At 53.8% G+C, this 21,770-nt stretch carries 22 protein-coding genes and 1 other annotated feature; of the genes, 13 read left to right on the top strand and 9 right to left on the bottom strand.

All coding sequences use genetic code 11. The annotated features are described in order from the left end of the window. Positions 1-13 precede the first annotated feature (13 nt). The gene (cls, locus tag AS136_RS13950; protein ID WP_008804416.1) at positions 14-1,474 is read right to left on the bottom strand and encodes a cardiolipin synthase; all 1,461 of its coding nucleotides are present in this window, start codon (positions 1,472-1,474) and stop codon (positions 14-16) included. A 143-nt stretch (positions 1,475-1,617) separates the two neighbouring features. Between cls and AS136_RS28205 the strand changes: the two genes are divergently transcribed. Then, positions 1,618-1,791: a YciY family protein gene (locus AS136_RS28205; protein ID WP_023290120.1), complete on the top strand. Its 174-nt coding sequence runs from the start codon at positions 1,618-1,620 to the stop codon at positions 1,789-1,791. A 468-nt stretch (positions 1,792-2,259) separates the two neighbouring features. Here AS136_RS28205 and AS136_RS13940 read toward each other — a convergent pair whose 3' ends face one another. After that, entirely contained in the window at positions 2,260-2,838 is a 579-nt protein-coding gene (locus AS136_RS13940) for a YceI family protein (protein ID WP_063266805.1), read from the bottom strand. A gap of 780 nt (positions 2,839-3,618) precedes the next feature. Here AS136_RS13940 and AS136_RS13935 point away from each other — a divergent pair. Continuing rightward, on the top strand, positions 3,619-6,048 hold the full coding sequence (locus AS136_RS13935; protein ID WP_023322849.1) for a glucose/quinate/shikimate family membrane-bound PQQ-dependent dehydrogenase: 2,430 nt from the start codon (positions 3,619-3,621) through the stop codon (positions 6,046-6,048). Between the two features lie 276 nt (positions 6,049-6,324). On the opposite strand, the gene AS136_RS13930 is transcribed toward AS136_RS13935, so the two are convergent. Further along, on the bottom strand, positions 6,325-6,621 hold the full coding sequence (locus tag AS136_RS13930) for a YciI family protein (protein ID WP_008804420.1): 297 nt from the start codon (positions 6,619-6,621) through the stop codon (positions 6,325-6,327). Between the two features lie 210 nt (positions 6,622-6,831). Here AS136_RS13930 and tonB point away from each other — a divergent pair, with 210 nt between their 5' ends. After that, the gene (gene tonB, locus AS136_RS13925) at positions 6,832-7,578 is read left to right on the top strand and encodes a TonB system transport protein TonB (RefSeq protein WP_022065331.1); all 747 of its coding nucleotides are present in this window, start codon (positions 6,832-6,834) and stop codon (positions 7,576-7,578) included. Between the two features lie 42 nt (positions 7,579-7,620). Here the strand turns inward: tonB and AS136_RS13920 are convergent, their stop codons facing one another. The 3 genes from AS136_RS13920 to pfkB form a co-directional block, all read right to left on the bottom strand. Then, positions 7,621-8,493 carry a fructosamine kinase family protein gene (locus tag AS136_RS13920; protein WP_012541366.1) on the bottom strand — a complete coding sequence of 291 codons (873 nt, stop codon included), beginning with the start codon at positions 8,491-8,493 and terminating at the stop codon, positions 7,621-7,623. A 105-nt stretch (positions 8,494-8,598) separates the two neighbouring features. After that, positions 8,599-8,883, bottom strand: a complete 285-nt coding sequence (gene ghoS / locus AS136_RS13915) for a type V toxin-antitoxin system endoribonuclease antitoxin GhoS (protein ID WP_008804429.1) — start codon at positions 8,881-8,883, stop codon at positions 8,599-8,601. A 92-nt stretch (positions 8,884-8,975) separates the two neighbouring features. Continuing rightward, positions 8,976-9,908: a 6-phosphofructokinase II gene (gene pfkB / locus AS136_RS13910; RefSeq protein ID WP_008804430.1), complete on the bottom strand. Its 933-nt coding sequence runs from the start codon at positions 9,906-9,908 to the stop codon at positions 8,976-8,978. Between the two features lie 354 nt (positions 9,909-10,262). Between pfkB and AS136_RS13905 the strand changes: the two genes are divergently transcribed. From AS136_RS13905 to ihfA, 10 genes are all read left to right on the top strand, one after another. Beyond that, positions 10,263-11,021 (top strand): DUF481 domain-containing protein, encoded by a 759-nt coding sequence (locus tag AS136_RS13905; protein ID WP_008804431.1) that lies wholly within the window; start codon positions 10,263-10,265, stop codon positions 11,019-11,021. Positions 11,022-11,291: 270 nt separating this feature from the next. After that, positions 11,292-11,525, top strand: coding sequence for a YdgH/BhsA/McbA family protein (locus AS136_RS13900; protein WP_012541368.1), 234 nt, complete (start codon positions 11,292-11,294; stop codon positions 11,523-11,525). Between the two features lie 432 nt (positions 11,526-11,957). Further along, the gene (gene thrS / locus AS136_RS13895) at positions 11,958-13,886 is read left to right on the top strand and encodes a threonine--tRNA ligase (RefSeq protein WP_008804433.1); all 1,929 of its coding nucleotides are present in this window, start codon (positions 11,958-11,960) and stop codon (positions 13,884-13,886) included. 3 nt (positions 13,887-13,889) lie between these two features. Beyond that, positions 13,890-14,432: a translation initiation factor IF-3 gene (gene infC, locus AS136_RS13890; RefSeq protein ID WP_012967832.1), complete on the top strand. Its 543-nt coding sequence runs from the start codon at positions 13,890-13,892 to the stop codon at positions 14,430-14,432. 96 nt (positions 14,433-14,528) lie between these two features. Beyond that, positions 14,529-14,726: a 50S ribosomal protein L35 gene (gene rpmI, locus AS136_RS13885; protein ID WP_001124225.1), complete on the top strand. Its 198-nt coding sequence runs from the start codon at positions 14,529-14,531 to the stop codon at positions 14,724-14,726. 50 nt (positions 14,727-14,776) lie between these two features. Continuing rightward, positions 14,777-15,133 carry a 50S ribosomal protein L20 gene (gene rplT / locus AS136_RS13880; RefSeq protein WP_000124850.1) on the top strand — a complete coding sequence of 119 codons (357 nt, stop codon included), beginning with the start codon at positions 14,777-14,779 and terminating at the stop codon, positions 15,131-15,133. A gap of 118 nt (positions 15,134-15,251) precedes the next feature. Then, positions 15,252-15,376: a sequence feature (Phe leader region), on the top strand. Next, on the top strand, positions 15,257-15,301 hold the full coding sequence (pheM, locus tag AS136_RS28480) for a pheST operon leader peptide PheM (RefSeq protein WP_001386830.1): 45 nt from the start codon (positions 15,257-15,259) through the stop codon (positions 15,299-15,301). (Overlaps the previous feature by 45 nt.) Before the next feature lie 63 nt (positions 15,377-15,439). Then, complete coding sequence (gene pheS, locus AS136_RS13875; RefSeq protein ID WP_008804435.1) at positions 15,440-16,423, top strand: phenylalanine--tRNA ligase subunit alpha; 984 nt, start codon at positions 15,440-15,442, stop codon at positions 16,421-16,423. 15 nt (positions 16,424-16,438) lie between these two features. Beyond that, entirely contained in the window at positions 16,439-18,826 is a 2,388-nt protein-coding gene (gene pheT, locus AS136_RS13870; protein ID WP_023322847.1) for a phenylalanine--tRNA ligase subunit beta, read from the top strand. Positions 18,827-18,830: 4 nt separating this feature from the next. Continuing rightward, positions 18,831-19,130 carry an integration host factor subunit alpha gene (gene ihfA / locus AS136_RS13865; protein ID WP_002909098.1) on the top strand — a complete coding sequence of 100 codons (300 nt, stop codon included), beginning with the start codon at positions 18,831-18,833 and terminating at the stop codon, positions 19,128-19,130. 52 nt (positions 19,131-19,182) lie between these two features. Here ihfA and AS136_RS13860 read toward each other — a convergent pair whose 3' ends face one another. Genes AS136_RS13860 through admX form a run of 3 tightly spaced genes read right to left on the bottom strand, consistent with a single transcriptional unit; the run spans position 19,183 to position 21,750 of the window. Then, positions 19,183-19,536 carry a RidA family protein gene (locus tag AS136_RS13860; RefSeq protein ID WP_008804437.1) on the bottom strand — a complete coding sequence of 118 codons (354 nt, stop codon included), beginning with the start codon at positions 19,534-19,536 and terminating at the stop codon, positions 19,183-19,185. Next, positions 19,533-20,786, bottom strand: a complete 1,254-nt coding sequence (locus tag AS136_RS13855; RefSeq protein ID WP_008804438.1) for a D-amino acid dehydrogenase — start codon at positions 20,784-20,786, stop codon at positions 19,533-19,535. The genes AS136_RS13860 and AS136_RS13855 overlap by 4 nt, the downstream gene beginning before the upstream one ends. Before the next feature lie 49 nt (positions 20,787-20,835). Further along, positions 20,836-21,750 carry an HTH-type transcriptional regulator AdmX gene (gene admX, locus AS136_RS13850; RefSeq protein WP_063266804.1) on the bottom strand — a complete coding sequence of 305 codons (915 nt, stop codon included), beginning with the start codon at positions 21,748-21,750 and terminating at the stop codon, positions 20,836-20,838. Positions 21,751-21,770 lie beyond the last annotated feature (20 nt).

Genomic DNA, 21,770 nt, shown 5'->3' with positions numbered 1-21,770 from the left:
TGATGGGCACGTTTTACAGCAACGGGCTGAAGAAGTAAAACAGTCGCTCGACGATCCGCTGCCAGAGCGGTCGTTTTAGCCAACGACGGGCGTCAAGCAGGCGCGAACGCGAGATATAGTCATCCTGGACCGCCGCCAGATCGCTGCCAAAACCGGCGTCATCAATGACCAGCGTAATCTCAAAATTGAGCCACAGGCTGCGCATATCCAGATTCACCGTCCCCACCAGGCTCAGTTCGCCATCCACCAGCACGCTCTTGGTATGCAACAATCCGCCTTCAAACTGATAAATTTTGACCCCGGCCGCCAGCAGCTCGGTGAAAAAGGCCCGGCTGGCCCAGCCCACCAGCAGTGAATCGTTCTTGCGCGGTAAAATAATACTCACGTCGACACCGCGCTGGGCGGCGGTACAGATTGCGTGCAGCAGGTCGTCGCTGGGCACGAAGTAAGGTGTCGTCATGATCAGATGCTCTTTCGCCGCGTAGGCGGCGGTGAGGAGCGCCTGATGGATCAGATCTTCCGGAAAGCCCGGGCCGGAGGCGATCGTGTGGATGGTATGCCCGCTGGCCTCTTCGAACGGCATGATATTGACGTCCGGTGGTGGCGGCAGAATGCGCTTTCCGGTTTCGATTTCCCAGTCGCAGGAGTAGACGATGCCCATCGAGGTCGCCACCGGGCCTTCCATCCGCGCCATCAGGTCAATCCACTGGCCGACCCCCGAGTCCTGCTTAAAGTAGCGCGGATCGACCATATTCATGCTGCCGGTATAGGCAATATAGTTATCGATCATCACCATCTTGCGATGTTGACGCAAATCCATCCGGCGCAGGAACACACGCATCAGGTTAACTTTGAGGGCCTCGACGACTTCAATACCGGCGTTACGCATCATCGCCGCCCATGGGCTGCGGAAAAAGGCCACGCTGCCCGCAGAATCGAGCATTAGCCGACAGTGAACCCCACGACGCGCGGCGGCCATCAGCGATTCGGCGACGCTGTCGGCCATACCGCCTGGCTGCCAGATATAAAAGACCATCTCGATATTGTGGCGGGCCAGTTGAATATCGCGGATCAGAGCCTGCATCACGTCATCAGATTCCGTCAGCAGCTGCAGCTGGTTGCCTTTTACGCCACCAATGCCCTGACGCCGTTCACACAGCTTGAACAGGGATTCTGCCACCGGGCTGTTATCTTCCGCGAAGATATGTTTGCAGGCTTTGAGGTCGTTTAACCACTTGGCCGTCGAGGGCCACATCGCCCTGGCGCGTTCCGCCCGGCGTTTGCCGAGATGCAGTTCGCCAAAGGAGAGATAGGCGATAATCCCCACCAGCGGCAGGATATAAATGATCAGCAACCATGCCATGGCGGACGGGACAGCGCGGCGTTTCATTAGAATTCGTAATGTTACACCGGCGATCAACAGCCAGTACCCCAGAATGACCAGCCAGTTCACCACCGTGTAAAAGGTTGTCATAGATGTAAAATCCTTTTGAATGACGTTATGTGATGAGTTTACGCATCAGTATTTTTCTGGCAAATAAAAACGCAGCGAAAGCGGTAGTCAGTTGCTGGCAGAGGTTTATAATGGAGGCTGTTTTCACTCGTAGAGTCGTTGCAATGAAGCGTAGTAGAACGGAAGTAGGGCGCTGGCGCATGCTGAGACAGGTGAATCGCCGTAAAGCGCGCTGGCTGGAAGCCCAATCGCGCCGCAATATGCGGATCCTTGCTATCAGGAAGGGACTGGTGAAACGGCAGCGTCATGCTCTGCTGTTTATTTTTCCCGACTGTTAAGCGAGCAGGCTAACGGCACCGTACGCGGTGCCGTTGTCGTTTTCTCAGCCCTGCGCTGAATTATCGTTATCATTGCCATCTTGACATCATTATTTTGCTCGACTGCGGTGCAACGACAGTTTGCGCCTGGCTTGCTTTCACGTCTCATTAAAATAGGCATGTCACGTTATTCCGGGCGGTTTGTTTCAGGCAGAACCTATTCCTGCCGCCACAGGAATTAATTGCCATGCAGTATTTATTGTTACCCAGACAGGTGCGGCGCTGTCGAATGCATGCCTACACTGGCCAGCAGATGCAGCCTGAAGTAAGTTGAGAAGAATGATGAAACAGGCGCAGTCAGATCATGGCGCATGAGGCTAAGCGTGCCGCTCCTGGTCTTAAATAATCTGCGCCTGTTTGTTTGCCTTTCAGAACGGTTGTCTGGATAACGCGCCTGAATAAAATGCACGCTATTACGCGTGCATTACTTTATTTTGCATAGGCTTCAGTGGATAAAGTGATGGTCACGTTATCACTTACCGCGGGCACATACTTATCAAGCTTGAAGTCTGAACGTTTGATTACCCCTGTTGCATCAAATCCAATCGCCTCTTTTTTCACCATTGGATGCATGTCCTGCTTATTGAGGGTTGCATGCAGAACTACCGGTTTGGTGATGCCTTTAATGGTAAGGTTACCTTCGACATCATATTTATTGTCGCCCTTGCTTTCCACTTTGGTACTCCGGAAAGTAGCCTCGGGAAACGTTTTGACATCAAAGTATTCTTTGCCTAAAAATTCATCGGTTAACGCTTTGACATGCGTGTCAATGGTTTTTACCGGCAGAGTAACGCTAACAGAAGATTTTTCAAGGTTTTCTTTGTCAAAAGATAATTTCCCTGAAACATCAGAGATATAGGCGGTAGGGTTAGAGAAACCGAAATGGTTCCAGGCAATAACCACCGACGTGTGCTGCGGATCCAGGTTATATTCCGTCGCCGCAGCTTGTGATACAGGGATATATAAGGCAAGCAGAGAAAGAAATACTGTTTTTTTCAGAACGTTCACAAAAAAGTCCTCAAAATGGGCAAGTACACAAAGGGTAGCTTAAAAACAGGAAAGTCTTATTGAAAACATTTGTTATTCCCTTTCAAAATTTTTAATCAAGCACGAATAACCCTACAATAACGCAGCGTGAACTTTACGCAAGGCAATTAATAGAAGTTAAAAAATGATCATCGACAATTTTAACCTGACGGTGAGATTTTTATTGGGCCATGTCAGGATATTGTGTGTGGTTTTATCATTGCGGGGTTATTTTCCGGGGGAGAGAAATCACCGCGAGCCTGAATGCAGGAAGGTTGTTTAAGACCGGTTCAGTACCTTGCGAAAACCGGACATTAATCCCCGTTTATTCCATGGCTTAATATCGGCAGGGAGAAATTACCCGCATCAACATGCTAATCCAGTCAATGTAAAAAAGAGCAATAACCATAAATTAGGCATTTATCCAATCCAATATCAATGTGAAATGAATAAATGTCGATATATTATTCTGTGTTATTTATTTGTTGTAGTCATTTCTTTTTAATCCTTCCTGGCGTTTTTTTAGCTTTATCACAATAGTGTCGCGCAAAAAACAATCAATAAATAAATAAAATACAAGATCTTACATAACGGACTTACACAATTTATTAACAATTAAATATAATTCCCGACATCGATGTTTTATCGCCATTTTCTATCCCGGCATTATGCTTCATTAATGCCGTTTGGCTTACTGCGGGGAAAACATCGATAGTTAAATAAGAAATAGTTTTATTTCATGGTGTTATCAGGAGAGTTATTATGTCAGATACGAATCCCCGCTCATCCGGCTGGTTAGGCTTGTGGTGCCTGCTGGTCGGCGTGATACTGCTTGCGACAGGCCTGTTCTTTGTCATCGGCGGTTATAAACTGGTTTCCCTGGGGGGAAGCTGGTATTTCCTTATTGCCGGGGTTATTACCCTGCTCGCCGCGATTCAGTTTTTCCGCCGCAGGTCGTCCGCGGTGTGGCTGTTTGCTCTGGTATTCGTGGGTACCCTGATTTGGGCACTGTTTGATGCCGGCTTCGACTTCTGGCCGCTCGTTTCCCGTTTGATGGTACCCGCCGGGTTGATGCTGCTGGCGGCGGCCACCTGGCCTGCGCTACGTAAGCATGAAGGAAAGCCTTACAGCACCAAAGGGGCATGGGGGGTCTGCGTTGTTCTGGTTATCGCCATGGGCGTCACCTTTGTTCAGATGTTTCAGCCCCATCCCACAGTGGCGTTCAGCGGCGAGAAATTACCGCTGGTGCCGGTAAAAGAAGACATTAAACAGCAAAACTGGGACCACTACGGCAATACTGCCGGCGGTAGCCGCTTTGTGGCGTTGGACCAGATCACGCGTGACAATGTAAAAAACCTGAAACCCGTCTGGACCTTCCATACTGGCGACACCCCGTTAAGCCCGGATGGCAATGGCGCAGAAGATCAGCAAACACCCCTGCAGGTAGGCGATCGTGTTTTCCTCTGTACCCCGCATAACAATGTGATCGCCGTCGATGCCGATAGTGGAAAAGAGATCTGGAGAGCGGAAATTAATGCGAAATCCGCCATCTGGATGCGCTGTCGAGGCCTGGCGTATTTTGATGCGACGAAGCCACTGACGCAGCCCACTGTGGCAGGCTCCTCCCCGGTTCTGCCGGCACAGGTCGCGCCAGGTGCAGCATGCCAGCGTCGCATCCTGATGAATACGATTGATGACAGATTGATCGCCTTAGACGCAGATAACGGCCAATTCTGCCCGGACTTCGGGACGAACGGCAGCGTGAATCTGCGGGAAGGGATGGGCGCTGCGGCAGATCCAAGCTATGTGTTGACTTCAGCCCCGACGCTGGCTGGCACCACGGTGGTGGTTGGAGGCCGCGTGGCGGATAACGTCAGTACTGACATGCCTGGCGGCGTGGTGCGCGGTTATGACGTGATTACCGGCCAGCAGCGCTGGGCATTTGATCCGCGTAATCCGGATCCCAATCATGTTCTGCAACCAGGGGAACATTACAAACGCAGTTCCGCTAACTCCTGGGCGCCCATGTCATGGGATGCGTCGATGAATACCCTCTTTATTCCGATGGGGAGCTCCTCTGTTGACCTGTGGGGCGCGGACCGTATTCAGGGCGATCACAAATACGCCACTTCAATCCTGGCGCTGGATGCGACCACCGGGAAAGAGAAGTGGGTATACAAGACCGTGCGTAACGATCTGTGGGACTTCGATGTCCCGATGCAGCCAAGCCTGGTCGATTTCCCGACCAAAGAGGGCAACAAACCCGCCGTGGTGGTGGGGACCAAAGCGGGTCAAATCTATGTACTTGATCGCCTGACGGGTCAACCGCTTACCGAAGTGAAAGAGGTCCCGGTGAAACCGGCTGATATCCCAAATGAACAATATCCGGCGACGCAGCCGCGCTCTGTTGGGATGCCGCAGATTGGGGCGGAAACCCTGAAAGAATCTGATATGTGGGGGGCAACGCCGTTTGATCAGCTGGTCTGTCGTATCAGCTTCAAATCGATGCGTTATGACGGGCTGTACACCATGCCGGGGACCGATGTTTCCCTCAGCTTCCCGGGCTCTTTGGGAGGAATGAACTGGGGCAGCCTGTCTACCGATCCGAACAACCACTATATCTTCGTCAATGATATGCGTCTGGGTCTGTGGGTGCAGCTGATTAAGCAGGACCCACAAAGCGCGGTGGCCAACACCGGTGGTGAAGCGGTGAACGCTGGGATGGGGGCGGTCCCGATGAAAGGAACACCGTACTCGGTCAACAAAAACCGTTTCATGTCGCCGCTGGGGATCCCATGTCAGAAACCGCCGTTTGGTACGCTGTCCGCGATTGACCTGAAAACACAGAAAATCGTCTGGCAGGTGCCGGTCGGTACCGTCCAGGATACCGGTCCGTTTGGCATAAAAATGCGTGCTCAGATGCCGATCGGTATGCCGACGCTGGGTGGAACCCTGGCAACTCAGGGCGGCCTGGTGTTCATTGCCGGAACCCAGGACTACTACCTGCGCGCCTTCGATTCATCTACGGGTGAAGAAGTCTGGAAAGCCCGTCTTCCGGTAGGAAGCCAGGGGGGACCCATCAGCTATGTTTCGCCGAAGACCGGCAAACAATACATTCTGATTTCCGCCGGTGGAGCCCGCCAGTCGCCGGATCGCGGTGACTACGTGATTGCCTATGCGCTCGATAAGTAACAGATAATTGGATCAGCGATAACGATCAGAGGCCCCCGCCGGACAGCGGGGGCTTTTCATATTAATGCATGGATGGTGTGGCGTTGTGTTAGGCGACGATGTTGAGGCAGGAGAGGGGATCTGACCCTGTACAGGACATGTCAGTGAGAGAACAGCCAAACTTTTCGCGTGATGGAAAAGGGCGGCATTTTAATGTTGTGTACCAAAATGCGCCCTTTAATCTGATGGCCTGGTGTCTTTTTTATGGCTAACCAGAAAAATAGCAGGGAATATTTATCAAAACACTTTCTTATAAGGCTTAACAGAGACCTGGCGGTAGACGCCAGCCGCAATATACGGATCATCATTGGCCCAGGACTGCGCCGCTTCCAGCGACTCAAACTCGGCAATCACCGTTGAGCCGCTGAACCCTGCTGCGCCCGGTTCGTTGCTGTCAACGGCCGGCATTGGCCCGGCGGTAAGCAGCCGGCCTTCATCGTGTAAGAGTTGCAGACGCGCGAGATGCGCAGGGCGAACCGAGAGCCGCTTTTCCAGAGAATCGGCGATATCTTCAGCGTAGATAACGTAAAGCACGGCAAAGCTCCTTATCAATAATCAGGCGAATTACGTTAAGTTAAACCGCCCTGGACTGCAATGCAAAGATGCATACCGGTGTCGAATGCGCTGCCGACGCGGCTTTTTTCTGCAAATGGTGGCAAAAATTGACTCAGGTTAAGACGCCTTATTGAATATGATTGCTATTTGCATTTAAAATCGGAGCATCATTTTTCAACAGAAACGACTATGAGCGCAATGACCCTTGATTTACCTCGCCGCTTCCCGTGGCCAACGCTGCTGTCCGTGGCTATCCACGGTGCCGTTGTGGCGGGGCTGCTTTATACCTCGGTACATCAGGTTATTGAACAGCCTTCTCCGACGCAGCCGATTGAGATTACGATGGTCGCGCCGGCCGATCTTGAACCGCCCCCGGCGGCACAGCCAGTCGTGGAGCCCGTTGTCGAACCTGATCCTGAGCCGGAACCCGAGGTGGTGCCTGAACCGCCGAAAGAGGCGCCGGTGGTGATCCATAAACCGGAACCGAAGCCGAAGCCTAAACCCAAACCGAAACCCAAGCCGGAGAAAAAGGTTGAGCAGCCGAAGCGGGACGTGAAGCCGGCAGCAGAGCCGCGTCCGGCCTCGCCGTTTGAAAACAACAACACGACGCCAGCGCGCACCGCGCCAAGCACCTCGACCGCGGCCGCCAAACCCACCGTTACTGCCCCGAGCGGCCCGCGGGCGATCAGCCGTGTCCAGCCGACCTATCCGGCCCGCGCCCAGGCGCTGCGCATCGAAGGGACGGTACGGGTGAAGTTTGACGTGACGCCAGATGGCCGAATCGACAACCTACAGATCCTCTCTGCCCAGCCGGCCAATATGTTTGAGCGCGAAGTGAAAAGCGCGATGCGCAGATGGCGTTACGAGCAGGCAAGACCGGGAACCGGCGTGACGATGACTATCAAATTCCGTCTGAGTGGGGTCGAGATCAACTGATAATGCGTTGCGGCGGACCCCCTGGTCCGCCGTGAGTCTTGTCTAACGCGTTTTTTCCGTCAATACATCGTCCAGCGCCTGCTGGACCGTCACCAGGTGCTGGCCACCAAACAAAATCGCCCGGTTCAGCAGGGTGTACAGCTGATAGATGGGCTGGCGATCGAGAAAACCTGCTGGCAGCGGTGAAACGGACTGGTAGCCGTCATAGATCTGCGGCGGTTGTTCCGGGTGCATCGGCAGCATGGCTAAATCGCACTCGCGATCGCCCCAGTAGCAGGCCGGATCGAAGATATAGGGGCCATCTGGTCCTAAGGCGCAGTTACCGGACCACAGGTCACCATGGAGCAGTGAAGGTTGCGGCTGATGGTTGGCCAGCCGCTGCTGAACCACATCGACTAAGGTATCGATATCGCCAAAGTGCAGCCCTTTCTCCGCCGCCAGCTCCAGTTGCCAGCCGATACGCTGCTCGGCAAAGAACACCGACCAGCGACGCTGCCAGGCGTTGGGCTGCGGCGTGGTGGAAAGATCGTTGTCGAAATCCAGACCAAACTGCGGCTGATCGCTCCACTGATGCAGATGCGCTAACTGCTGGCCGAGCAGGAAGGCATTATGCGCATCCAGCGGACGGGGAGGGAGGTATTCCATGACCACAAAACTGTAGTCACGGTCGCTGCCGACCGCATAGACCTGCGGCACGCGAACGGTTTTGCTTCGCGACAGCAGTTCCAGCTGATCGGCCTCGGCGGTGAAGATGGGCAGAAGCTCACGTTCGTCGCATTTCACGAAGTAATCTTTCCCGCCGAAGCGTAAATGCCAGGCCGAATGGATTTCCCCACCGGGCAGCTCGGTTTTCAGTTCGATTTCAGCGTTTTCGGAATGCCAATCGCGTAAAAGTGTACTGATTGCTTGCCACATGCTGTCTCTCCCCATGTTTTCCACCATATCATAAGGTTAGCGCACTGCTACCGGGTAAACCTGGAACTGACGCACAACTGACGCTTTCCGTTGCGTTAAACGCACTTATTGAGCTTTTAACCACTCGGCGAATGTGCTGACCGTAATCTCTGCCGGGCGGCCCAGAGCCGATTCCGCCAGCCCTGCGCTGAGGGCCTTAACTTCATCAGCATCCTGGGCGCTGAGCAGGCCAAAAGTGTTGGTCCCCAGCTCATGGGGATTGCCGTCTTCATCATTGAGCGTCAGTACGAACCCGGCGCGGGTAAAGTGGTTGCTGACCTCGTTGATCTCCGTCAGCGCCTGTTCGTGAAAGGTGACGCTGACGACCCAGGCGGTTATCTCATTGCTCATCTCTACACCCCATTGTTATCCATAGCCTTTCCAGCATAGACCATCCAGCCAATATCGTGGCTCCCTCCGCCAGCGCGGAGGGGCAGGGAAGATCAGCGACCGCAGAGATAATCGTAGATTTTTTGCGTATTGGCCTGCGAGCAGAGACGGGTGCCCTGATTGATTGTCGCGGCGCTACCGGCAGCGACGCCAAAGCGAACCATATCTTCCAGCCCGGCGTTTTCCGCCAGACGCAGGGTCATGGCGCCCACCATGCTGTCGCCGGCGCCGACGGTGCTCTGGCTTTTCATCGGAGGCGGCACCACCTGAACGCTGCCGCTGGCGTCAACGCCTAACGCCCCCTGCGGCCCGAGCGAAACCACCACCCGGCGTACTTTACCGGACTGGATCAACGACTGGGCGGCAAGGCGTACGTCATCGGGTTGGCTCAGATCGCGCTGTACGAGGGCGCTGAGCTCTTTCTGGTTCGGCTTCACCAGCTCAATATTGCCGACGTCCAGCGCCGCAGCCAGCGCGTCGCCGGAACTGTCGATAATGCAGCGCAGTCCCTGCTGTTGCGCATTTTTCACCAGTTGCATCAGGTTTTCGACGCTGATACCTGGCGGCAGGCTGCCGCTTACCACCAGCAGTGAGCCGGGTTCGATAGTCAGGACTTTCTCTTCCAGCCGACGGAACTCATCATCCGTCAACGCTGCGCCGGGCATGACAAAACGATATTGTTCGCCGCTGGCGGCCACGTGAACGTGCAGGTTTTGCCGCGTCCAGTCGCGGGTTTCGACGGTCTCGACCGGCACCTGCTCATCGGCCAGCAGGGCTGCTAAGTGCTCGCCGGTGGCGCCGCCAACCGGGAAAATGGCGGTGGCTTTGCCGCCAAGAAAGGTCACGGCACGGGCAACGTTGATCCCGCCGCCGCCGGGCTCAAATACTGGCGCGCTGCAGCGGAGTTTACCTTCGGGATAAATCTGTGGGGTCTGCGTGGCGCTATCCAGCGAGGGGGCCAGCGTTAACGTATAAATTTTGGTCATTCCTTCTCCTCCTTAATACGGCGACTGTGCTTTATTTAAGCATGGCACGATGGCTCCGGGAGGGAAAGTGATGTTCCTGAGAGATTTGCAAAGAAGCCTGTATTTTCATTATGAAATAAAGATTGTTTCCGGAGCTGTCTTATTCAAAAAACGAAAGAGTAAGTGATTGCTATGTTATTCGTGCTTTTTTATAATTTGCTACCTTTCTTAGGACCTGCACACCGCGATCCTCGCGAAAGTTTCCGGGACCCTCAGGTCTCTTTTATGTTGTACGGACGCTAAATTCAATGAGCGGGCAGGTTGTGTCTGTTCATCATTTGTACTGTCCTAAAAAATGTATTTTAGAGAGTTATAATGAAGCTTTTAAAGACAGTACCCGCAGCGGTTATGCTGGCGGGGGGGCTTTTTGCGTCTGTTGGCGCAATGGCCGATGATTCTGTATTTACCGTCATGGATGACCCTTCCGCTGCTAAAAAACCTTTCGAAGGTGTGGTTAACGCAGGCTACCTGGCGCAGTCCGGCAACACCAAAAACTCCTCGATGACGGCAGATTCCACCTTGACCTGGTATGGTAATACCACCGCCTGGTCGCTGTGGGGGAATGCCAGCAACACCTCTTCCAACGATGAGCGATCCTCAGAAAAATATGCAGTCGGTGGGCGTAGCCGCTACAACCTGACCGATATGAACTATATCTTTGGTCAGGGCAGCTGGCTGACCGACCGCTATAATGGCTATCAGCAGCGTGATGTCCTGACGGCGGGTTATGGTCGTCAGATCCTCAACGGTCCGGTGCACAGCCTGCGGTTTGAATTCGGTCCTGGCGTTCGCTATGACGAGTTTACCGATGGAGAAACCGATACTCAGCCGCTGGGTTACGCCTCCGGCACCTGGGCCTGGCAGATGACCGATAACGCCAAATTTACGCAAGGGGTCTCGGTGTTTGGCGCTGAGGACACCACCGTCAACTCTGAGAGCGCGTTAAACGTGGCGATTAACGCCCATTTCGCGCTGAAGGTCGCCTACAACGTGACCTGGAACTCGGCACCGCCTTCCTCTGCGCCGGAGCATACCGATCGCCGGACGTCGCTGTCCCTTGGGTATAAAATGTAATATTTTCAGGCCGGGTTTCCCCGGCCTGTTCGTTTTAAATTTAGCAATGAGTGCCATTATTTTTTCTGGCCTTTCGTTTTAGTTTTTATAAAAAGAAATAGCCCTCCATCTTTTCTCCATTATTCCCGGTTTGTTGACAAATATTCATTCTATTTGACACGAAAAGCTAAATATTCGACGGACAAATATGTGATCTGGATCTATAATGATATGCACTGTCCGGGCGGAGAAATCGCGCGGTCTGTCTTCCGTAATAAGAGAATGAATATCATGAAAAACACTTCATTTACCATCGCAGCCCTGGCGCTGTGCGTGCTTTCTTTTGGCGCATCCGCTGCCACGCCCGTTCCGCCATCAGGCAACCAGGACCATACTCAGGTTGGCATCGCCAAAGCGACTGACGTTGAGGCTGGCTCGAATATCGCCCCCGGTTCCCGAACTACCGGACAATCCATGAGCGATGCCTTTAATGTGCATACGCTGGTGGCCGGCGAGTGGTCATAATATACCAGACCTTTATTTCGCCGTACGTCAATTAAGCCGGGTGAAGCGGTACCGGTTTAACGCGCTGCGTTAAAGATTAAGTATGCAATATCATTGCGTCTCTTCTATCACGTCCGAATAATATTATCCGGCTTTGCCGGGGATTATTCTTGCCTGCAGTAGCAGGATATTCGTCTTTTTATCTCAATCTCTCTTGTTTTCTCCACATTCCGCCATCATTTATACGCTTGCGGCTTTAATCACGTACCAATGATGTGTAAACTACTCCCCGGTGTTATCAGCAGGCGGTGGCAGGCGGGAACGGTCTATCCGGTCGTCCTCCTATTTTCGCAGAGTGAAGCGGGAACTGCGCCTTAACCTGATGATAATTATGATTATATAGTTTTGTATGTGCTCTTTCGTGTGGGGCACCACTGCAAATAAGGACATAAAATGCCTGTAATTACGCTTCCTGATGGCAGTCAACGCCATTTTGACCACGCTGTTAGCCCCATGGATGTTGCGCTGGATATCGGTCCAGGCCTGGCGAAAGCCACCATTGCCGGGCGGGTAAACGGTGAACTGGTAGACGCCTGCGACCCGATCGAAACCGATTCCACTCTCTCTATTATCACTGCGAAAGATGAAGAAGGGCTGGAGATCATTCGTCACTCCTGTGCGCACCTGTTAGGCCATGCCATTAAACAGCTGTGGCCCAACACCAAAATGGCTATCGGTCCGGTTGTTGATAATGGCTTCTACTATGACGTAGACCTCGACCACACCCTGACTCAGGAAGATATCGACGCGCTCGAAAAACGTATGCATGAGCTCGCCGAGAAAAACTACGATGTCATCAAGAAGAAAGTCAGCTGGCACGAAGCGCGTGAAACCTTCGTGAAGCGCGGCGAAACCTATAAAGTTTCTATTCTTGACGAAAACATTGCTCATGATGATAAGCCGGGTCTGTATCATCATGAAGAATATATCGATATGTGCCGCGGCCCGCACGTACCGAATATGCGCTTCTGTCATCACTTCAAGCTGATGAAAACCGCCGGTGCCTACTGGCGCGGCGACAGCAACAATAAAATGTTGCAGCGTATCTACGGTACCGCGTGGGCAGATAAAAAAGCGCTGAATGCCTATCTGCAGCGTCTTGAAGAAGCCGCCAAGCGTGACCACCGTAAAATTGGCAAGCAGCTTGACCTGTATCATATGCAGGAAGAGGCGCCGGGGATGGTGTTCTGGCACAACGACGGCTGGACTATCTTCCGTGAACTGGAAACCTTTGTTCGTTCTAAACTGAAAGAGTACCAGTATCAGGAAGTCAAAGGTCCGTTCATGATGGACCGTGTGCTGTGGGAAAAAACCGGCCACTGGGACAACTACAAAGATGCGATGTTCACCACCTCTTCCGAGAACCGTGAATACTGCATCAAGCCGATGAACTGCCCGGGTCACGTGCAGATCTTCAACCAGGGATTGAAATCCTACCGCGATCTGCCGCTGCGTATGGCGGAATTCGGTAGCTGCCACCGTAACGAACCGTCTGGCGCGCTGCACGGTCTGATGCGCGTTCGCGGCTTTACCCAGGATGATGCGCATATCTTCTGTACTGAAGATCAGGTTCGCGATGAAGTGAACGCCTGTATTCGTATGGTCTACGATATGTACAGCACCTTTGGCTTCGAGAAGATCGTCGTCAAACTGTCAACTCGCCCGGAAAAACGTATCGGTAGCGATGAGACCTGGGATCGCGCGGAAGCGGATCTGGCGGTGGCGCTGGAAGAAAATAACATCCCATTTGAGTATCAACTGGGAGAAGGGGCGTTCTACGGCCCGAAAATTGAATTTACCCTGTATGACTGCCTCGATCGCGCATGGCAGTGCGGAACGGTACAGCTGGACTTCTCTCTGCCGCAGCGTTTAAGCGCCTCTTATGTGGGCGAAAATAACGAGCGTCAGGTACCGGTCATGATTCACCGTGCGATTCTCGGTTCCCTGGAGCGCTTCATTGGCATCCTGACCGAAGAGTTCGCTGGCTTCTTCCCAACCTGGATTGCACCAGTGCAGGTAGTGGTCATGAATATTACCGATTCTCAGGCTGAATACGTTAACGAATTGACGCGTAAACTACAAAATGCGGGCATTCGTGTAAAAGCAGACTTGAGAAATGAGAAGATTGGCTTTAAAATCCGCGAGCACACTTTACGTCGTGTCCCGTATATGTTGGTCTGTGGCGACAAAGAAGTCGAAGCCGGCAAAGTGGCCGTGCGCACCCGTCGCGGGAAAGACCTCGGCAGCATGGACGTAAGTGAAGTGATTGAGAAGCTGCAACAAGAGATTCGCAGCCGCAGTCTTCAACAACTGGAGGAATAAGGTATTAAAGGCGGAAAACGAGTTCAAACGGCACGTCCGAATCGTATCAATGGCGAGATTCGCGCCCTGGAAGTTCGCTTGACAGGTCTGGAAGGCGAAGCTTTGGGTATTGTGAGTCTGAGAGAAGCTCTCGAAAAGGCTGAAGAGGCCGGAGTAGATTTAGTTGAAATCAGCCCTAACGCCGAACCGCCAGTTTGTCGTATCATGGACTACGGCAAGTTCCTTTATGAAAAGAGTAAGTCTTCTAAGGAACAGAAGAAAAAGCAAAAAGTTATCCAGGTTAAGGAAATTAAATTCCGTCCTGGGACCGATGATGGTGATTACCAGGTAAAACTCCGCAGCCTGGTTCGCTTTCTCGAAGATGGCGATAAGGCTAAGATCACACTGCGTTTCCGCGGTCGTGAGATGGCCCACCAGCAGATCGGTATGGAAGTGCTTACGCGCGTCCGTGACGATCTGAGTGAACTGGCAGTAGTCGAATCCTTCCCTACGAAGATCGAAGGCCGCCAGATGATCATGGTGCTCGCTCCTAAGAAGAAACAGTAAGGCCTTCAAGTAGCGATGTCAGTGGAGCCTTAGGGCTTCACTGATGTTGTTCGCCTATGTTTCGTTTATTAACAATGCGAAGTGGAAGTTATTAAGATGCCAAAAATTAAGACCGTACGCGGTGCTGCTAAGCGCTTCAAAAAAACCGGTAAAGGTGGTTTTAAGCACAAGCACGCTAACCTGCGTCACATTCTGACTAAAAAAGCTACCAAGCGTAAACGTCACCTGCGTCCGAAAGCCATGGTTTCCAAAGGCGATCTGGGCCTAGTTATCGCGTGCCTGCCGTACGCATAAGTCGTTAACGTTTAACTTTTTTAACTTAGAATAGATACAGGAGAGCACACATGGCTCGCGTAAAACGTGGTGTAATTGCACGTGCACGTCACAAGAAAATTTTGAAACAAGCTAAAGGCTACTACGGTGCGCGTTCTCGCGTATACCGCGTTGCCTTCCAGGCTGTTATCAAAGCTGGTCAGTACGCTTACCGTGACCGTCGTCAACGTAAACGTCAGTTCCGTCAACTGTGGATTGCACGTATCAACGCAGCAGCACGTCAGAACGGTATTTCTTACAGCAAATTCATCAATGGCCTGAAAAAAGCCTCTGTTGAAATCGACCGTAAGATCCTGGCTGACATCGCCGTATTCGACAAAGTAGCGTTCACCGCTCTGGTCGAAAAAGCGAAAGCAGCTCTGGCATAAGCCAGTTGAAAGAGGGAGCTTGTCTCCCTCTTTTCGTTTCAACACCATCAATACATTGACTTTTATCGGCGCAGGCTTTTCAATACAGGTCTGACGTTTCTTACCAGACAAGGTAATGCAAGCATGAATGCTGCTATTTTCCGCTTCTTTTTTTACTTTAGCACCTGAACTCAGGAGGCTAGCGCGTGAAAGAAGAAACGGAAAACAGCGCCAGAAAGCCTCCCCTGTGGAGGCTTTTTTCGTATATGGATTCGGGATATTAATTTCACTATAACCGGTGTCTGCACCGACATAATGAGGAAAACCATGTCACATCTCGCAGAGCTGGTTGCCAGTGCCAAGGCAGCCATTAACGAGGCATCAGATGTTGCTGCGCTGGACAACGTCCGCGTGGAATACCTGGGTAAAAAAGGGCATCTGACCCTGCAAATGACCACCCTGCGTGAGTTACCGCCGGAAGAGCGTCCGGCAGCCGGCGCGGTCATCAACGAAGCGAAAGAGCAGGTGCAGCAGGCGCTGAACGCGCGCAAAGCTGATCTGGAAGGCGCAGCGCTGAATGCGCGTCTGGCCGCAGAGACCATTGACGTCTCGCTGCCGGGACGCCGCATTGAAAATGGCGGCCTGCATCCGGTCACTCGCACCATCGACCGTATTGAAAGTTTCTTCGGTGAGCTCGGCTTTACCGTGGCGACTGGCCCGGAAATCGAAGATGATTACCACAACTTCGATGCGCTGAATATTCCGGGTCATCATCCGGCGCGCGCTGACCACGACACTTTCTGGTTCGATGCCACTCGCCTGCTGCGTACTCAGACCTCCGGCGTGCAGATCCGCACCATGGAAAACCAGCAGCCGCCCATCCGCATTATCGCGCCGGGCCGCGTCTATCGTAACGACTACGACCAGACCCATACCCCGATGTTCCACCAGATGGAAGGTCTGATTGTTGATAAAAACATCAGCTTCACCAACCTGAAAGGGACGCTGCACGACTTCCTGAACAACTTCTTTGAAGAAGACCTGCAGGTGCGCTTCCGTCCGTCCTACTTCCCGTTCACCGAGCCGTCCGCAGAAGTTGACGTGATGGGTAAAAACGGCAAATGGCTGGAAGTGCTGGGCTGCGGGATGGTACACCCGAACGTGCTGCGTAACGTCGGTATCGATCCGGAAGTTTACTCCGGCTTCGCCTTCGGTATGGGGATGGAGCGTCTGACCATGCTGCGTTATGGCGTGACCGATCTGCGCGCGTTCTTCGAAAACGATCTGCGTTTCCTCAAACAGTTTAAATAAGGGCAGGACAGAACAATGAAATTCAGTGAACTGTGGTTACGCGAGTGGGTTAACCCGGCGATCGACAGCGAAGCGCTTTCCGATCAGATCACCATGGCGGGCCTCGAGGTCGACGGCGTTGAGCCGGTTGCCGGCAGCTTCAACGGCGTAGTGGTCGGTGAAGTGGTGGAGTGCGGCCAGCATCCAAATGCTGACAAACTGCGCGTCACCAAAGTCAACGTGGGCGGTGAACGCCTGCTGGACATCGTCTGCGGCGCGCCAAACTGCCGTCAGGGGCTGAAAGTCGCCGTGGCGACCATCGGCGCCGTGCTGCCGGGCGATTTTAAAATTAAAGCGGCGAAGCTGCGCGGCGAACCGTCAGAAGGGATGCTGTGCTCTTTCTCCGAGCTGGGTATTTCCGACGACCATAGCGGTATCATCGAACTGCCGGCGGATGCGCCGATCGGCACTGATATTCGTGAATACCTCAAGCTTGACGATAACACTATCGAAATCAGCGTCACGCCAAACCGTGCCGACTGCCTGGGTATCATCGGTGTGGCGCGCGATGTCGCTGTGCTGAACAAAGCGCCGCTGAACGCGCCGGAAATTACGCCGGTTGCCGCGACCATTGACGACGTGCTGCCGATTCAGGTTGACGCGCCGCAGGCGTGCCCGCGCTATCTGGGCCGCGTGGTGAAAGGCATCAACGTCAAAGCGCCGACCCCGCTGTGGATGAAAGAGAAGCTGCGCCGCTGCGGGATCCGCTCCATCGACGCGGTGGTTGACGTGACTAACTATGTCCTGCTTGAGCTGGGCCAGCCGATGCACGCCTTTGACCGCGACCGTATCGAAGGCGGGATCGTGGTGCGCATGGCGAAAGAGGGTGAAACCCTGGTGCTGCTCGATGGCTCTGAAGCGAAGCTCGACAGTGACACCCTGGTTATTGCTGACCATAACAAAGCGCTGGCGATGGGCGGGATCTTCGGCGGGGAACACTCCGGCGTTAACGACGAAACCCAGAACGTGCTGCTGGAATGCGCGTTCTTCAGCCCGCTGTCCATTACCGGCCGCGCGCGCCGTCATGGCCTGCACACCGATGCCTCTCATCGCTATGAGCGCGGCGTCGATCCGGCGCTGCAGTATAAAGCGCTGGAGCGTGCCACGCGTCTGCTGATCGACCTCTGCGGCGGTGAAGCCGGCCCGGTGATCGACGTGACAAACGAAGAGACCTTGCCAAAACGCGCCACCATTACCCTGCGTCGTAGCAAACTGGATCGCCTGATTGGCCACCATATCGATGACGCGCAGGTCACCGACATTCTGCAGCGCCTCGGCTGCGAAGTGACGGTAGGTCAGGGTGAATGGCAGGCAGTCGCCCCGAGCTGGCGTTTCGACATGGAGATCGAAGAAGATCTGGTCGAAGAAGTGGCTCGCGTTTATGGCTACAACAACATTCCTGATGCGCCAGTACAGGCGGGTCTGATCATGGGTACCCATCGTGAAGCCGACCTGTCGCTGAAGCGCGTAAAAACGCTGCTGAACGACAAAGGCTATCAGGAAGTGATCACCTACAGCTTTGTTGACCCGAAAATCCAGCAGCTGATCCACGCCGGGGAAGAGGCGCTGATCCTGCCAAGCCCGATCTCCAGCGAAATGTCGGCGATGCGTCTGTCGCTGTGGACCGGCCTGCTGGGTACCGTGGTCTACAACCAGAACCGTCAGCAGAGCCGCGTGCGCATCTTTGAGAGTGGCCTGCGCTTCGTGCCGGATACTCAGGCGCCGCTGGGCATTCGTCAGGATGTGATGCTGGCCGGGGCGATCTGCGGTAACCGCTACGAAGAGCACTGGACGCTGGCGAAAGAGACGGTCGATTTCTATGATCTGAAGGGCGATCTGGAATCCGTACTGGATTTAACCGGTAAATTGGCCGACATCGAGTTCCGTGGCGAAGCGATCGCCGCGCTGCATCCAGGCCAATCCGCAGCGATTTATCTTAAAGGTGAACGCATTGGTTTCATTGGGGTTGTTCATCCGGAACTGGAACGTAAACTGGATTTGAACGGTCGCACTCTGGTGTTCGAACTGGAGTGGGACAAGCTCGCAGACCGCGTGGTGCCTCAGGCGCGCGATATTTCCCGCTTCCCGGCGAACCGTCGCGACATCGCGGTACTGGTCGCGGAAAACGTGGCTGCTGCCGATGTTTTAGCCGAATGTAAGAAAGTTGGCGTAAATCAGGTAGTTGGCGTAAACTTATTTGACGTGTACCGTGGTAAAGGTGTGGCGGAAGGGTATAAGAGCCTTGCGATTAGCCTGATCCTGCAGGATACCAGCCGTACACTCGAAGAAGAGGAGATTGCCGCTACCGTTGCCAGATGTGTAGAGGCATTAAAAGAGCGATTCCAGGCATCATTGAGGGATTGAACCTATGGCGCTTACAAAAGCTGAAATGTCAGAATATCTGTTTGATAAGCTTGGGCTTAGCAAGCGGGATGCCAAAGAACTGGTCGAGTTGTTTTTCGAAGAGATCCGTCGTGCTCTGGAAAACGGAGAACAGGTCAAACTCTCCGGGTTCGGCAACTTCGATTTGCGGGATAAAAACCAACGCCCGGGACGTAACCCGAAGACGGGGGAGGATATTCCCATTACAGCCCGGCGCGTGGTGACCTTCAGACCCGGTCAGAAGCTGAAAAGCCGTGTCGAAAACGCGTCGCCGAAAGACAAATAATCTGAACTAATTAAAAAGGCCGCATTGCGGCCTTTTTCTTTTCTACACGTCCTTACGCTTTGACGGCGGTGAGCATGATCTCCACCAGGATATCCGGTCGCGCCATCTCCGCCTGTACTGCTGCTCGCGCCGGGCTCTGGCCTTCCGGCATCCACTGTACCCACACGTCATTGAATGCGACAAAATCACGTTCGATATCTTTCAGCCAGATCTGCGCGGAGAGAATTTGCCGCTTATCGCTCCCGGCAGCCGCCAGCAGGGCGTCGATCTTCTCCAGCACTTCACGGGTTTGTAAAACGATATCGTCTTCGCTGCTTTTTGGCGTCTGCCCGGAGAGGAACAACAGATTGCCATACGCAACGCTGGCGGAAAGGCGAGGTTGTGGATTATTGCGAATAATGGTCATGCGGTTTGTTTCCATGTGAGACCTTCTAAAGAAATAGTGGGTGCCTGATTGTCGATTAACGCGCCCAGCACCACCGCGCTGCCGGCGGCGAGGGTAAAGCCGAGACTACCCTGGCCGAGGTTCATCCACAGATTGGGGTATCCGGCGCGACCCAGCATCGGCGGGCCTGCTGGTGTTGACGGGCGCATGCCGGTCCAGGCTTCGGCCTTGTCCAGCCCTTCGAGTTCGGGAAAGCTACGGGCGACGATGTTTTTCAGCGCCTGAATGCGGCTCTCGCGCAGTTGGTCGCCGTCGTAGCCGATGTCCACCATCGCCGCGATGCGCAGTTGTTGGCCAAGGCGGGCATAAACGATTTTGTGCCCGTAGTCGGTGACGCTGATGTCAGGGGCAATACCTGCTTTTTCAGGATAGGGCAGGGTCAGGCTGTACCCCTTCAGGGCGCACAGCGGCACGCGAACGCCCAGATGCCCAAGCAGAGGACCACTGCCGTTACCGGCGGCAACGACATAATCATCGCCGGTGATGGTTCCCCGGTTGGTCTCCAGGGCGCTGATGCGTCCGCCGCGCTTATTGAGCTGCTGCACCTCACAGTGCGTCAGCAGGCTAAAGTCGTTGCTGGCATTGAGCTTGTCGAGCAGGGCAAGGCAGAACTGATGGCAATCTGCCGTTTCATCGCCCGGCGAATAAATTCCGCCCTGCAGCGAAGGGCTGATATGTCTGAGTGCCGGCTCCAGCTGCAGACAGGCGTCAGCATTCAGCGCTTGTTGATACTGAGGATCTATCCCTTTTGCCGCTTTATTAAAATCATATTCGCGGCGATGGATAATTAATTTACCGCTGCGCCGCCAGTGAAAATCGGCAAGATTATCCTCATCCAGCCACGACTGCATGACCTGACGGCTGAGCAACGACAGGCGCAAAATATGATCGCCGTTCATTTTATTGGTCTGGCTATTACAGGCACGCAGGAACTGCAGCAGCCAGCGCCACTGCTGGAAAGACATCTTAAGACGCATATTCAGCGGCGAATCGGCTTTGCCCATCCATTTAATCCCCTGCAGGGGAACGCCGCTATCGGCAAGGGGGGCAACGTAGCGATAACTTAATTGTCCGCCGTTAGCAAAACTGGTGGCACTGCCCGGTTCAGCATTGCGCTCCAGTAATTGCACCTGATGGCCGCGCTTAATCAGTTCCCAGGCCGTGGCCAGACCGACCACGCCGCCGCCGATAATGACAATGCGTTTGTTCATAACCCGATATATCCACCGCTAATCAATTTATCGGGTTATGTCAAAGCATTTACCCCAGCGGCGCAATTGACTTTTTATGGTCAGGGTATAACCGCAGGTTAATCTCCTTGAGTTGCTGGCGCAGACGCTGGCAGAGAAAATCGACGAACTTTTGCGCCATTGGACTCAGCGAAACATCGGCCCGGCGCAGCAGGCAGAGGTTGATGGCAATCGGCGGCGTAATGGGGTGGATCATCTCTGGAGCCAGGTTGTGCTGGGCGGAAAAGATATCTGTGATGCTGCAGCCCATGCCGCGCTTCACGAACTCGGTAGCCATATAGTAGGTCTGAACGTTAAGCCGGGTGGTGGAAAAGTCGCGACGGGTGGCGATGGCCGCAGAGAGCGAGTGCGGCCCTGGCGAGATCCAGCGCTGCTGATCGATCTGGCTGATGTCCACCGCCCCCTGACGATAATGACGGTCGATGTACACCAGCGGTACTTCGGCAATCAGGGTGGTCAGGATCTCTCCCTGCTGCACCGGCTGTAGCGTCAGCGCCAAATCTATCTCGCGCAAATCCAGTTTTTTGACCAGCGTCTCGGTGTGCTCGGTGGTGAGCGTCATCACCAGGTTGCAGTTTTGCTGATAAAAGTCGGTCACCAGCTCTGGCACCAGGCTTAATCCCAGACTCGGCAGGCAGCCTAAGGTGATTTTGGCGCGCGGATCGCGGGCCAGATTGTCGGCCAACAGGCGCAGGTTATCGAGGTCCTGATAAATGCTCTGCGCTTTTTCGAAAAGTGTGATCGCCTCGCTGGTCGGCAGCAGCTTGCCGCGCACCCGCTGAAAGAGGGTAAAACCCAGTTTCATCTCGGCGCTTTTTAGCGCTTTGCTGGCCGCTGGCTGAGAGATATTGAGCGCTTCCGCCGCCCGTGACAGCGAGCCGCAGGTCATTACGGCGTGAAAGATTTCCAGATGACGCAGTTTCATGAACAGTTAACTCAGGGTTA

Origin of the sequence: Klebsiella sp. D5A, from assembly GCF_001620885.1 — a bacterium.
GTDB lineage: Bacteria > Pseudomonadota > Gammaproteobacteria > Enterobacterales > Enterobacteriaceae > Klebsiella > Klebsiella variicola.
Note: the sequence above shows the minus strand (reverse complement) of the source record. Positions and strands in the feature narration are given on the sequence as shown.